Consider the following 14,845-nt stretch of genomic DNA (forward strand, 5'->3'; position numbering starts at 1 on the left):
CTCTCTTGAACAACTCATCAAACTGCACCAATGATTTGAGAAAAAAACAGCTGCTACTCTATATAGAAATACCATGTCTTTGAATATGACTTTATCAAATCCGACCTCCAACTCCTTGCATTACTCCCGGGAAGTCACCACTTTCATGGACTGAATTTAAAACCCTATTTTCAACCACATGATGCGTACTTTCATACTACTCCTGTCGCTTCCCTTATTATTACTCTTTTCAAATCCACTAACGGCTCAGCCTTCTACACCTCAGTCCCTGGATGGTTTTTCTCAAAACCGGGTTACTACCCAGGTTGAACTGGAGCAGACCTTGATTCAGGCTCTTAAACCGGAGATGTACAGAGAACATCTCTACCGACTTACCCGGGAACCCAATATTGCCGGAACGGAGGAAAACCGACGGGTTATTGACTATATGACCGAGTCGATGGAAGAAGCCGGTCTTCGTGTAGATCACTATGACTATGATGTATGGCTGCCGGAGCCGGGTGAGGTTAAAGTCGAAATTGTTCGACCAAAACGGGAACCGCTAAATAATAAAGAGTACATCCTCGAAGAGGACCTCTACAGTGCTGATGAGCGTCTGCATCACGGATGGAATGCCTATAGCGGTTCTGGAGATGTTACAGCAGAAGTTGTCTATGCAAATTATGGAACCAAACAGGATTTTGAACGGCTGGATGAACTCGGAGTTTCTGTTGAGGGCAAAATTGTGATTGCCCGTTATGGCGGAAACTTCCGCGGTTACAAAGCCAAATATGCCGAAGAGTACGGCGCCATCGGTTTGATTATCTACTCCGATCCGGCAAATGGTGGCTATGTGAACGGCCCCGCTTACCCTGAGGATAAATTCATTAGCGAAAGTACCATACAGCGCGGTTCTGCTTTAACCACCGATTATTACGGTGACCCTCTCACCCCATTTGAACCCGCCCACCCGGTTGATGGCGATATTGATATCGATCGGCTTGATCCGGATGAAGTGGATTTTCACACCATCCCGATCGCTCCGCTGCCATACGCTTCTGCACAGAAAATTCTGGAGCAGATGGATGGAGATCCTGTACCGGATCAAAACTGGCAAGGCGGACTTCCATTCACATATCGAATGAATAGCAATACACCAATCAAAGTAAATGTAAAGGTGGATCAGCCCGCAGAGTTGAAACCCATCACCAATGTAATCGGTGTGATCGAGGGCTCCGAATATCCTGATGAATGGATCATTCTGGGAAGTCATTTCGATGCCTGGGGATTTGGTGCCATCGACCCGAACAGCGGTACGGCGATGCTGCTCTCTGTGGCGGATGTTTTGGGAGAGATGGTTCAAAACGGATATCAGCCCAAACGGAGTATTATGATTGCACACTGGGATGCTGAAGAGTATCTGCTGATCGGTTCATCCGAATGGGTGGAACATCTGACAGAAGAGCTCGATGCTAATTCAATCCTTTATCTGAATGCCGATTCAGCCGTGACTGGCCCATCCTTCGGAGCGTCATCATCTCCATCGTTGAAGAAACCGATCATCGAAGCTTCAAAAATGGTGCAGCACCCTGACACTACCCTATCGCTTTACGAAACCTGGGCCGGAGAATCCGACTCCCCATCGTTAGGCAACCTGGGAGGAGGCTCAGACCACGTTGGGTTGTACATGCACATTGGAGTTCCGGCGGCGGGAATCAGTATGTCGCAATGGTCGCCGGTTTATCATTCAAATTACGATACGTTCGAATACTACAAATCTCACCTGGATGGATCTTTCTCTTACGGTCCCGCACTTGGAGGGGTTTATGGAACCGTTGCACTTCGATTTGCCGAAGCAGACCTCCTGCCATACGATTTTGAACGATATCATGAAGATCTGGTTTCGCACCTAAGCGACATTCAAAGCAAGGCTGAATCTTATGAATTATCCATCCCTGCAGAACTGATGAATGAAGAACTGAGTGAGATGGAGAATCTGGTGACTCAGCTCGCAGAAAACATGAAAAACTTAACCGCTTCCGGTTATGCAAATGTGAATCGGGATGAGATCAATCGTAAGCTCATACAGCTGGAGCGAAATTTTATTGTGGATGAAGGAATGCCCTACAGTGCCTGGCTAAAATCCATCTACGCATCCCCCGATCCATACAGCGGATATGCTTCATGGATGCTCCCCGCATTTCAATATGCGATTGAAGAGGGATTTGATGAAAATGAAATCTCCAAATGGGTTGAAATTCACGCCGAGGCTTTTAAAGATCTAAACAGTAATATAAGTGAGCTGGTTGATCTGACTTCGGCAAAGTGATGATTGATATCTCGTGACAATGATCAAGAGACATGGTATTTCTGTTATTCTCATTAACTATTTATTCTATGGAATCAAGGATAAGAGTAATCACTACTCGCTGCTCCTGATAGAAATACCATGTCTTCAGTAAGTATTTTGGAGTTAGAGAATAATAGAACTGTGCCAAATTTTGAATGCTTTATAACTGGATCCCTCTTCTTAATCAACATTTTAAAGTCAAATAGATACAACATCACTTGAAAACATTTTTGTATACTTGAGCAACAAATTTAAAAGTTCATCTGTTACATTTCGGTACCCTAACTCCTCACTGCAAGATCTTACATGAAATTTACCTGGTACATTGCCGGTCGCTACTTTAAGGGAAACAAACGCGAGTCCCGGTTTCTGTCTTTTATCAAGATCATGGCCATTGCCGGGGTTGCCGTCGGTTCTGCCGGACTCCTGATTGCACTATCCATCGTTCACGGGTTTAAATCCACAATTAATGAGAAAATTGTTGGGTTTGCTCCTCATATCACCGTCAACACGTTTATGAACGATCCGATGAACCGTGCTGATACTCTTCAGGTTTTTCTGGACGATATTCCCGGAGTTGAACAGGCCCAGCCGGTTGTATTGGGTCAGGTCATGATCCAGTCATCAAGGGATGTGAGTGGCAGCGGCATTAAAGGTGTACCGGTAGATGGTGATGTAACACAGCTCAGAGAGTATATTTCGGAAGGAAACTATCAATTGGATCAAACCGAATCGGGGCTTCCCGGAATTATTCTTGGTTCAGATCTTGCAAGAAATATCGGAGCAGAAATTGGCGGTCGCGTAACCGTATATGCACTTGACGGCATGCCGTCTCCCCTCAACACTCCGGAGATCAAACAGTTTACACTGACCGGAATTTACCAGACCGGCATAGCCCGTTTTGATGATAATTTTGCCTTGATCAATATCGATTCAGCCCGCCAAATCTTTGAGTTCAATACGCAGCAGGCGAGTTCATTTGATATTAATGTTGGGGACATGGATCAAATTCTACCTATCTACAGAGTGATTCGGGATGAAACCCGGTTTCCGTACGTCACAGAAAGTGTTTATCAGCGATATCGAAATATTTTTGCCTGGGTAGATCTGCAGGAACAGACCATACCGCTCGTTATTGGAGTGATGGTAATTGTCGCAGCTTTTAATCTCATTGGAACCGTATTGATGATGGTACTCGAGCGGGTTCGCGATATTGGAATTTTGAAAACCATCGGTGCAAAAAGTAAGGCGATCCGAAAGATTTTCCTGCTCGAAGGGCTTTTTGTGGCCTCATCCGGTCTCATTATCGGGATTGGAATATCACTACTCTTCTATTGGCTTCAGGTCAACTACCAAATTATTCCACTGTCTGAAGAGAACTACTACATGAGCACCGCTCCCGTTGAGCCGCATCTGATCGATTTCGTGATTGTGAGTGGCATCACCTTTCTCCTTTGCGCCCTGGCCTCCTGGCTTCCTGCAAGAATTGCTGCAAAAACAGATCCTGTAAAAGTTCTTTCGATTGGCAAGTAATTCCGATCAGAAGCTAATCTTGACATCGTCCATAAAAAACAACAGTTTATACAGTATCTGCCGGTGAGTTTAGGTCTCATTAATAGATCAAATCGTCAAATATGTGGACGTTAGTCTGTTGTTTGAAATAATTTTCTTTATCCAAAATATTTGAGCATTAATCCGAATATTTGATTATTTAAAAATAAGAGAACACTTAGATATAATTTCATCACTAAACACAATCGAATCGGGGAAATATGAACTACTCAATGTCCGAAAGGTACAATACAGTTATTCTTACACTTAAGGGTAATGTTATGGGAGGACCATCTGCAACAACTTTTCATGATGAAATCAAAAAACTTGTTGAGAAGGAAAAGACAAATGTTGTGGCAGATCTCAGTAAAGTTAAGTTTATGAACTCTTCTGGTCTTGGCATCCTGATCAGTTCGATGACAAGTCTCAGAAATGCCGGTGGTGATTTAAAAATTTCCGGTGCATCAGACAGAATTGAGAGCCTGCTTATGGTTACCAAGCTTATTACTGTTTTTGATCACTATAAAACACTTGATGAAGCGGTTGAAGCCTATCAAAAATGATTATGAACTGATGGTGGGTATGAGTTTAATGGAATTTTAGTTCTTTCCCATCATCACGGTTTTCAGTCAGATATCCATTGTATTGAACTGAATCAAACGGATTCGGTCAGGCGAAATAGACCTATTTAGAACAGTAGGTTGATTAAACCAAAGTATACCATCACACTTTTAAATGATCTGTTAAGCCTATTTGCCGCATTTTAAACTGATCATTTGCAAAGATCCAACTAATTGCTAGATTTCGACTTACAACAACTAACTAACCAATAGAATGCTATGGGAACTATCGTTGGAATTATCGCCCTCATCTGTGCCATTTATGTCATCATTGAAGTGTGGACCAAACAACCCTCCATGGGAACCGGTGAGAAAATCATCTGGACGCTTGCTGCATTCTTCTTCAGTATAATCACAGCTATTGTCTACTACTTCATGAAGAAGAGTTAATTCACGCTTATATCGCTTTGATGGGTATAGGCGAAGTGAAAAGATCGTTTTTCATTTCGTTCCTTTTCTAGAAATAATCCGCTTTATCCTTCCCAGAAAGTATCCAGTCATGTTCATTTTGAAAACGAGAAAGTATTTTCTTCCGGCAAGTCTGAAATGGGGACTAACTTGTCGAGAAAAGAGAACGTAGCCCTGAGATTATGCATGAGAAATCTTTTCCGGATTTTTTGATACAATCCCGTATCACTACTTTTGCTACTTCTCTCCTTTTTCTGATGTACACCGGCGGCTGTGCAGTTACATCAAACCCTGATGACAATGGCGGTGAAATCATCGCTACTCCAGACGCCTCCTGGTGCAGTTTCTCTATCTCTTCTGACGGGCGCTGGCTTCAGTATGAGGGTGATGTTTCACCACTGACTGACCGGGACTCACGAAATGCCTCCAATCAGCGGGAGACCTACCTGGTTGATCTGGAAACGGGTGAAAATTTCTTTGCTGGGCCGGATCCAACGGTTAAACAGCGAATTGAACAGGGCATTGGCCCGGATGGACTGGGTTGCTTTAGTCCGGACAACCAAACACTATACCTCACTATCGCTGATTGGAACAACAAAACCGAATCAGGACAGAATTCAAACCGGATTGAGAACAGAAACTCTCCGCAGGTAGGAATATCTACACCGTCCAGATCAAGGGCCCGCTTTTACTACAGGGTTGACCTGAACAGCAGACCTCTTGTTATTCAGGTTAGTGATGACAGAAACTGTGCGGAGAGGCCTGATCCTGTCAAACCGAATATTCGTGTTGAGCAGCCCTCCGATAAGCGAATCGAAATTTACGCCAACGAAGGACGGCAGCTTGCAACTCATCGCCCCCGCGGACTTACAAGCAGCAGGATCGGTATTTGGGACTTGGACAGTAACCAGTGGAAAAGTGAATATTCTCTGTCACCCGACGGGAGCAGGCTTGCCTACCGGATCAGTGAAACCGGCATGATCGGCTTCTCAGCACCTACCCGCGGTTATATGCTAAATCTAAATCCCAATGAAAACCCGGGCCCTGACTTTTTAGGTGCTTCGGTGTACGGCATGGCGTGGGATCCTGCCGGAAACTTTTATGCCTGTACGAGCCACAGCAAACACCACCGGGCTATTGCCAAGTGGACATTTTAAAAGTATCTCGGTCTGCAATCACAAAACTTATCGCAACTTTGGTCTCATTCTGACCTTGTGGTATTTGAATCTGCACTAGAACTCAGGTTACCAAATTTTTCAGCCCGGTGTATCTTACAGTTTTACGATTTGCTCCACTGGCAAAGAGTTCCATGCTTCCAAACAGTCTGAAGCTCTTCCGAGAACGGGTGATGGCTGTGTAGAGTAACTCACGGGTCAAGATGGGAGTATCCCGGTTAGGAAGCAACAGATTCACGTGTTCAAACTCTGATCCCTGGCTTTTGTGAACGGTTAAAAAGTATGCCGGAGCATAATCCGTAAGCCGGTTGGGCTGTATTTTTTTGATCTCGGATCCGGATTCCACGTAGACGTTCAATTTCCCGGCAGAATCCCTCATACAAACTCCGAGGTCTCCGTTGAAAACTCCCAGCGAATAGTTATTACGTGTCATAATCACCGGACGGCCATGATACCAGTCGTTTACAGGCTGAACCGCGCGCTGAAGTACCAGAATCTTCTCCACAAGTCGGTTCAGCTCCCGACTCCCTTCCGGACCTCTCCGAAGAACTGTGAGCCATGCTGATCGCTTCCAGAATGCCATCAACTCTTTTTCATCGACAATTTCATTCACCTCTTTTACCTGCCCCGAAATTGTGTTCGCAAAACTTTCCAGGCTCTCTCTGCTGAAGTCAAACTCATCGTGATTCAGCTCCGGACTTTGATCCATTGCATCCGCTATATGATCGGAATCTGCCTCTCCCTGTTTTACAATTGCAGCCAGTTTTCCAATTCCGCTGTCTGAATCGAACCGGTAACTTTTGGTCAGATAGAGAACAGAGTCGCTTAAAACCGACTGCTCGTTCACTGATAGCTCTACATCCGGAATAAATCGTTTAATTTCAGCCGCGGTCTGATCTAAAAATCCATTTTCAGACTTTTGGCAAAGATCGGCAAAAACAGACCCCGCCTCCACCGATGCAAGTTGATCTTTATCTCCAAGAAGAATCAACCGGGTATTGTCTCCAGTGTGAGAAATCAGTCTATACATCAAATTCAGATCAATCATTGAAGCCTCATCCACAATGATCAGATCATATCGCAATTTTTTCTTTTCGGGATCGGGTAAAAGACCACCCCGATCCATTCCATAGAGCAGCCGATGAAGAGTTCCCGCCTCTTTAGGCAGTTGTTCTTTTTTCTCCTTCGGGACATTCAGCTTTTCGATCTCTCGATTCAGTGATTCCGCCATTCGTCCGGCCGCCTTACCGGTTGGGGCCGCCAGAGTAATCCGCAACGGATCATCACTGCTCATTAACTGCATCGCCAGGATTTTAGCTACCGTTGTTGTTTTACCTGTTCCCGGTCCCCCAGAAATGATCAGAAACGGTTTGATCAAAGACATCACTACAGCTACCTGCTGCCAGTTGGGTGATTCTGTTTCTCCTTCAAAAAGTGAACAAAAGTAGTCGATCGGATAATCAGAATCCGCTTCAAAAACTGATTTACTTCGTTGGGTAATCCAATCGGCAATCCGCTTCTCATACATAAAGAACCTGCGTATGCTGATTCGATCGCCATGATGGATAAATGGTTTCTCATCACTTCCATTTCCAACAAGCTGACTGGATTCCAGCTCGGATCGATCGATCATCTGATCCGGCAGCTGCACCGGCTCCGAACTGTCCAGATTCAGATATTCTGCCCACTCTTTAGGCGAATGGTCGATCGGTAAACTTACGTGACCAGCTTTCAAATACAGTGACGTAAACACGGCTACTAAACGTTCTGCGTCAGTTAGAACTCCATATTTTGATTCGAGATAGCGAACCAGCTCCTGTTCATAGAGTTCAATCCAGCCTTCCGACTTTCCACTGCCGTACCAGTCAAAAAGAGTGTTTATCTGACTCATCGCTGCATCTCCTCTTGATTTGTTTCTGATGTCAGGTAAATCTCAAGCCGGTCAATGACCTCCTTTTCGGGCTTGACGCTCCAGACCCCGTTATTTGAATCAGCCCGCATTCCACGCACAAAGAGATAGGCTACACCGCCAAAATCGCGATCATAATCAAAATTTGGAATCCGTGTCGTGAGATACTTTTTCAGCGCCACCGTATAGATGTGATACTGAACGTCATAATTGACCGACTCAATTTCGCGCCTCAGTTTTTCAGGCGCATAATCTTCGATCTGATCTCCCAAATAGTTCGATTTATAATCCAGAATGTAATACTTGCCATTTTGACGAACTGTCAAATCGATAAACCCGGTCAGGTAGTTTTGAAGTCTGCTTTTGTTCTTATGAGAATGTGGACTATTCCGAATAATCTCCAGAATTTCGTCCAGTTGGAGATCTGATGATGGAAAATGAAATTCCATCTCCCGGATTTCATCCACTCTTTTAACCTGACTTAAATCCAGGTCGCCAATCGTTGAACCGGTTACGTCTCGCATCATTTTCTGCAAAACACCTGACCATTTTTTATCGAAGTTGTACTGATCAAGAACCTCTTCAGTAATCGGAATCAGATTGGTTTGATTAGCTGCAGCAAACTCAAAATCTTCATGCTCAAACAGTTTATGAATGGCCGTACCGGCTGTGGCTCCTTTTGGGAAGGTAAAGATGCTCTGTTTTCTCTGTTGTTCAGAACTATCCTGAAGAAACGAGACGTAGCTTTCAAGAGTCTGATCATAGTCGGGCTGGGAGGCATCGCCACCGTGGGAGGTCAGTGAAGAAAAACTATCCAGTCGTCTTCCGGGTTGAATTTTTACAGGGCCGCTATAGGGCTGAAAATCAGGTACGGCTTCAAACTCATCAGACAGTTTCACAGGCTCTTCTCTTTGATAGTATTCTGATATCTTTTTGATCGAAATGAAATCAGCATGCTGAGCCTGAACCTCAGAAATTATATCTATAAATTTTGTAGTACTTACCTGTTTATCCTTTTCTCCCAATTTATTATCAATCTGTTCCTCAATAAATTTCTTACCAAGCATAATGCCTCCCATACCCGATAAGTGTGATTCGGTATGGCTGCCCCAAATGATCCTACATTGATATTTTGCACGCGTAATGGCCACGTACGTTTTACGAACTTCTTCCGAAACAGATTCCAGGATACTTTTCTGAACAATCTCTGTATTCGCATCTTTTCTGAAATCAACATTGATTTTCAAACGGTTATTTTCATCGTGATACTCGTTAAATTCATCGCCCTTCTCTTTTCTTGTACCCTCCCACAAAAACGGGCAAAAAACTATTGGAAACTCCAGTCCTTTACTGGTATGAACGGTCAGGATCTTAATCAGCTTCTGATCGCTTTCCAGCAGCTGCGTCTTTTCATCGTCATCCTCAGCTTGCTTCATCTCATCCAGAAACCAGTGGTAGAGCTCCCCCATTGAGAGGGCATGTTCCTGCTCAGCCTTTGCGCAAATATCCGCAAGATGGAACAGATTGGTCAGAACCCGTTCAGAGTCAGGCTGAGCCGAAAAGTGATGCAATGACTCTTTTTTAAAAAGCAGATGACGGATCATGGCATAGAAGCCATGGCTGTACCAGATCTCATTCAATTGGTTAAGAATCTCAAACAGTTGAGTTAAAAATGACTCATCATCGCCGGCTTTGTACAGGTGATCTCCATCAAATCCGAAAAATCCTGAAACCAGTAAATTCCCGGCTTTTGAACTGCTTTCGGGATCAAGGACACTCTCCATCAAAAGCTTAATCCGGATTGCCTCAAACGACTCCAGCACCTTCTCTCTAGAGTAGGTAACGGCGCTCAGTCCAACCTTTTTCAATTCATGTTTTACTTTTTCAGCGTCCCGGTTCTTAGCCACCAGAATGGCAATATCTCCAGGCTTCACTCGCCTCATCACTTCCGACTCTTCATCAAAGATCTGCAATGTGGAATCTTCCAGCATCTCACCTATCTCCCGAACGGTTTGATGCACAGAGTAGTAGCGCAGGTCATCTTTACCGGTTTGAAAGGGCTCATAAACTGTGAAATGAATTCCGGGTACCTGTTTTCCATTTTGCAAAAACTGTTGACTCAGATGCTCCATCCCAACTCCGGATGGATTATACTCGATCTGCTCGTCCAAAAACGGATAGTCACTAAACCCAAACAGCGCATTCACTCCTTCAATTACTCCCTCAGAACTTCGGTAGTTGTCCTGAAGCGTATAGACTTCACCCTGCAGTTCGTTCTTTGCTTTCAGGTAGGCATATACATCGGCTCCCCGAAATGTATAGATCGCCTGCTTAGGGTCACCGATCATGAGCAGTGAGGAATCAACAGAGTTAGCGGGATATATTTTGTCAAAGATTTTGTACTGAATGGGATCGGTATCCTGAAATTCATCCACCAGGGCAACCGAATACCGCTTTCTCAATTTCCTGACCAGTTTATCAGCGTTAGTACCAACAGTAAGAGCGTCTCGAAGTTTTATAAGAAGATCATCATAACTGTATGTCTCTGAATCTTTTTTCAGATTGATACGGCGCTCATTAATTCTATTATAAGCCTCGAGAAGAACCGTAGTTTTTACTTTTTCGATGTCTGAGATCAGATCAGAATATTCATCAACCAGATCAAAAAACTCACAATATTCAGGCTTTACCGTGCCTTTGCTCGTCAGGTTTGAATCGTCGCTAACATAGCTCCATTTGAAGTATTTAAGCTGGTCAATTATCTCATTGCCATAAAGTGGGAAATTGAGGAAGTCATCCATCTTTTGAATTCTGCTTGTCACATTTCTTTCCGAATAGTGACTCAAATCACACTCTAAAAATTCTTTTAGAATCTGGGATCGGTGTTTATCCCAACTTCGCTTCAATTTATCACGTAGACTGAGAACATCAGCAAGGTACCCCTGAACATTGTCCATCACCTCACCTTCAACCTCTGCATACGGCTTTTTAAAGAGATCATTCAGTACTTTCTTTAGAGTATCCGGGTGAGCCGAATCGCTATTTACCTTTTTTAAATTATATAGAATTTCCAGATTGTACTGTCCCGGTTCAGTACTACTGTTTTCCGCAACATACTCTCTCCAGAAATCCTCCGTAGCCTCATCAAGTTGAGAATCCTGCCGGAAAATCTCGGCACCAAATGAGGATCCGGCCAGCAATGCCTCCTCTCTTAAAACTTTCTGGCAAAAACCATGAATAGTGGAGATTAAGCTGTCATCAAAATTAAGTATAGCCTGATTAATGATTTTAACAGCGTCTTTCCTGTCCTCCGTCCTTTTAAAAAGCTCCCTCAGGAAATCATCAATAGTCTCTTTCTCTCCGTTCAGAACCAATTTTGCTGTGCGCAGAGACTCAAGAATACGCTCCCGAAGTTCAGAAGCTGCTTTATTGGTAAACGTCACAACCAATATTTCATCCACCTTCAGTTCTTTTTCCAGCAACAGACGTAGAAAAAGCCCTACAATGGTATACGTCTTACCTGTTCCGGCATTTGCTTCAATAATGGCCCGGGCGTCCCACTGCAGATCATAAATCGATTCGAGCTTTTTCGACATTACTTCTCCTCCGTCATATGTTCAACCATGATTTTTATCCATTTCAGGTATGCATCGTTCAGCAATTCATCTGAAAATTCCACACCAGGCCCATATAGCAGTTTTACGGATAGATTATCGCGTTCGGCATAAGGTGAAAACTGGCTGCCTTCGAATTTTGTCCTGGCAACTGAAAGAGCTTTTTCCAGGTTTTTATCCGGATCTTTCTCCAGGTAATCATAAATCACATCCGGGAAGAATTTCATCGGTTTCAAGGTGTGATCACGATATTCATGTATTAGTTCTGTAAGTATTTCATCCGGATTATCTACCGGACTAAATGTTAAAACTTTTGGTTTTCCTTTTTTCAGCTCACAAATAAATCTGCTTTGTCGACTTTCCCTTTCATCGGTTGACTGTATAACCAAATGATTTATCCATGCCTTAAACAGATTCCCACCTCGCTTTGAAGATGGATTAACCTGTACGAATTCGTTGTTTGTATAGTTATCAATTGATCCGCTTAATCTATTGTCTTGCAATAGTATATTGATGTCAATATATGACAATTCCGGTTTAACATTCAGTTCACTTAAAACCTCTAAAGTAGTGTTAACTGAATCAGCTAGTTCATTAAATATTTTACTCCCGCCCCAACCTGCAGGCAGTAATCCCGATTCAAGAACTATAGATTGAATCTGATCCGAACTCATTCCTGATAGTCGCCATGAAAAGATCTGCCTGAAAAGTTGATGTTTTTCTAAAGCACTGAGCGAAAATTCATCTCTCTCCTCCTCAGGATCACGCGGTCTTGCATTAAACTTGTTACGCAAAAACCAATCAGGGTGTTTGGTGTAGAACCTAATCAGATCACTCAGCTCAATATTGGCTTTTTCTTTCTTTTGATCCAGTTGTTTGTTGAACTGTAATCCTCCTTTGCGCTTTGCCGTTTCTGAAATGGTAGCCTGCATGGCGCTGTAATATTTATCTGAGTAGGACTTTCCGTTGACAAATGCATTCGGGGAAAAGCCTGAAATAGCCTCATGCCGAACCCAGCTCTCCGGGTTTTTTCCGGTAACTCTGCTCAAAAAATCAATCCATTCGTTGACAATCGGTGATGGAGGAAAATGCTCGTTATCCACCTTACTCTGGCCTATGTAACTGCAGTAGTGGGTTTTTCCCGCAGCCATGACCGATTCCAGAAACAGAGCCTTATCCTCTTTTTTACGATCTCTTTCGGTTATTCGCGGATTTTGATTCATCAGATCAAAATCGGGAGCATTCTGTTTTCGTGGAAAACTCTCCTCATTCAGACCAATCATTGCGATCAGCTTAAACGGCAATCCCCGAACCGGTACCATACTGCTGAACGTTACCCCATCTGTGAAACGAGCAGACTGTCCGGTGCTTTTATCCAAAACCGATTCAATTTCTGATCTGATAATTTTAAATGAAATTTTTTCTTTGATAAATGACGCCTCAAATTGACTTCTAAGCGATTCAAAGCCTGAGTTTAGCAAAGTACCCGATCCTTCCCGCATAACAGCGTCAGAGAAGAGCTCAGAAGCCCATCGAGTCAAAAGATCACACCAATGCCCTGCACTCTTGGGATTCTTAAGTTCTTCCCGGCAATCACATAAAAAATTGAAATATTGATTAAATACAGCCCAGCGCTCTCTGTCAGTTACTGTCTCCACACCGGTGTATCGATCAAAACCTGGCATTTCTTCAATATTGTCGCCGATTAGATCTCCATCCCATATTCTCTGTATCGCTCGTTTCCAGGTATGAGTCTTCTGCTCCGGCTGTTCCCATTCTTTACGATGTGCCTCATCAATCCCCCAGATAATGTAGTTGTCTACTAACCACCCTTTAATTCTGGAGGCGTCAGAATCGGTCATCTTAAATCTCTCTAAAATGGGTTTTGATTGAAACAGATCGAATACGTCATCAAATTGAAACCGTGAACTCAGCAGGTTCAGAAAATCCAGAAATGTATTGCTTAACTGCATCGATTGCCGGAAGCCGGATGAAGGAGTTTTGTATTGAATTTCCGGCACTCCATCCTCCTGAATTCCAAACACGGCATCAATAATCTTTTCATATGGAGCTAAATCCGGTGTAACAACAAGTATATCATCCGGTTTCAACGATGGGTCAGTCTCAAACTGCTCCAGCAAAAATTGGTGTAGGGTCTCAATTTCACGGAGTGGACTGTGGCATGATCGAATTTGAACCGCAGTCCGGTCAAAATCAGTATCACCTACTTCATCAGGCTGATTTTTTGTGATCCTATTCTTAACCTTACCGAGAAGTGTGGATGCATCAAATTCGTCAAACTCCTGATTCTCTTCACTGACGATTGGCCGAAAGATTGAATCAATGCTTACCGTTTCATCCGCCAATGAATTTAAAATCGAACAATCGTACGCTTCAGAAATATTCTCAGTAACCCTGTTTTGAAACAGGAATACCAGGTTTTTCTCAGAAAAGACTTTCAGGAAAGTGACAATGGAACCGGACAACAAACCGGGGTTGAACATAAAAACCGGAGTCTTTTGCCCAGTCTGTCTCCTTCTGAATTCATTTTCTGCAATCTCAAAAAGCTTTGCCTTGTGATAACAGACCGGAGCATCAAATCTTTGGTTCCATCGCTCTGTTAAAAGGTGCCACAACTCTGCCTGCCACTTTTCATCTCCAGAACCTGTATTACCTGCATCCCATTTCAAAATCATCTCCGGACGATAAATCAGGTATTGATCATATACAGAGGCGAGTTGCCGGGATAGTTTTAGTGTTGCCGGGCCTCTCATTTCCTCACTCTGTTCAGAAATGTAGTTATAAAGGCGTTTAAATCTTTTCAGAACATCAGGTTCGTTTAATAAACTGAAAAGAGACCACTTTAGCGGTTCAGGATCAGATGGAAGTACTTTGGGGAGATCGGGATAGATTTCTCGAATTTGTTTCCAGTGCCACTCAGCAGGTAATTCGAAATTCAGATTAGCTGCAATACCCATTCTAACTGATACCTGAAGCTGAAGCCACTTGGCCGTATCACGATTGGGCACAATTACAGTTTGGGAGGCTAGCGGGTCGTCGGGTAGATGATCTGCAAGGCATTTAGATAGCCTGTCTGCCAAAAGGGTTAGCCGGTTGCCGCTATAGTAGGTGATCATAAACTCTCAAATTACAGTATCGATGAAATAATCTTCGACAATGTAATAATCAAGAGTGACAACTTCTGTCACCCGATCAAAAAAGATAGGATCTGTTTACGA

General features: G+C 43.5%; 8 protein-coding genes. 5 read left to right on the forward strand and 3 right to left on the reverse strand.

Features of this window, described 5'->3' with window-relative positions; translation table 11 throughout:
* The first annotated feature begins 178 nt into the window (after positions 1-178).
* The 5 genes from CWD77_RS04320 (at position 179) to CWD77_RS04340 (ending at position 6,065) form a co-directional block, all read left to right on the forward strand.
* Complete coding sequence (locus CWD77_RS04320; protein ID WP_101071985.1) at positions 179-2,308, forward strand: M28 family peptidase; 2,130 nt, start codon at positions 179-181, stop codon at positions 2,306-2,308.
* A 327-nt stretch (positions 2,309-2,635) separates the two neighbouring features.
* On the forward strand, positions 2,636-3,862 hold the full coding sequence (locus tag CWD77_RS04325; RefSeq protein WP_101071986.1) for an ABC transporter permease: 1,227 nt from the start codon (positions 2,636-2,638) through the stop codon (positions 3,860-3,862).
* Between the two features lie 239 nt (positions 3,863-4,101).
* On the forward strand, positions 4,102-4,443 hold the full coding sequence (locus tag CWD77_RS04330) for an STAS domain-containing protein (protein WP_101071987.1): 342 nt from the start codon (positions 4,102-4,104) through the stop codon (positions 4,441-4,443).
* Positions 4,444-4,719: 276 nt separating this feature from the next.
* A complete protein-coding gene (locus CWD77_RS04335) occupies positions 4,720-4,890 on the forward strand; it encodes a PLDc N-terminal domain-containing protein (RefSeq protein ID WP_101071988.1) in 171 nt (56 codons plus the stop codon).
* Between the two features lie 200 nt (positions 4,891-5,090).
* Positions 5,091-6,065: a hypothetical protein gene (locus CWD77_RS04340; protein ID WP_101071989.1), complete on the forward strand. Its 975-nt coding sequence runs from the start codon at positions 5,091-5,093 to the stop codon at positions 6,063-6,065.
* Positions 6,066-6,147: 82 nt separating this feature from the next.
* Here CWD77_RS04340 and recD read toward each other — a convergent pair whose 3' ends face one another.
* The 3 genes from recD to CWD77_RS04355 are packed head-to-tail and all read right to left on the reverse strand — an operon-like array spanning position 6,148 to position 14,743.
* Complete coding sequence (recD, locus tag CWD77_RS04345; RefSeq protein ID WP_101071990.1) at positions 6,148-7,974, reverse strand: exodeoxyribonuclease V subunit alpha; 1,827 nt, start codon at positions 7,972-7,974, stop codon at positions 6,148-6,150.
* Complete coding sequence (gene recB, locus CWD77_RS04350) at positions 7,971-11,588, reverse strand: exodeoxyribonuclease V subunit beta (RefSeq protein ID WP_101071991.1); 3,618 nt, start codon at positions 11,586-11,588, stop codon at positions 7,971-7,973. Before recB ends, recD begins: the two co-directional genes overlap by 4 nt.
* The gene (locus tag CWD77_RS04355; RefSeq protein WP_101071992.1) at positions 11,588-14,743 is read right to left on the reverse strand and encodes an exodeoxyribonuclease V subunit gamma; all 3,156 of its coding nucleotides are present in this window, start codon (positions 14,741-14,743) and stop codon (positions 11,588-11,590) included. The genes recB and CWD77_RS04355 overlap by 1 nt, the downstream gene beginning before the upstream one ends.
* Positions 14,744-14,845 lie beyond the last annotated feature (102 nt).

This window comes from Rhodohalobacter barkolensis (assembly GCF_002834295.1).
Taxonomy (GTDB): domain Bacteria; phylum Bacteroidota; class Rhodothermia; order Balneolales; family Balneolaceae; genus Rhodohalobacter; species Rhodohalobacter barkolensis.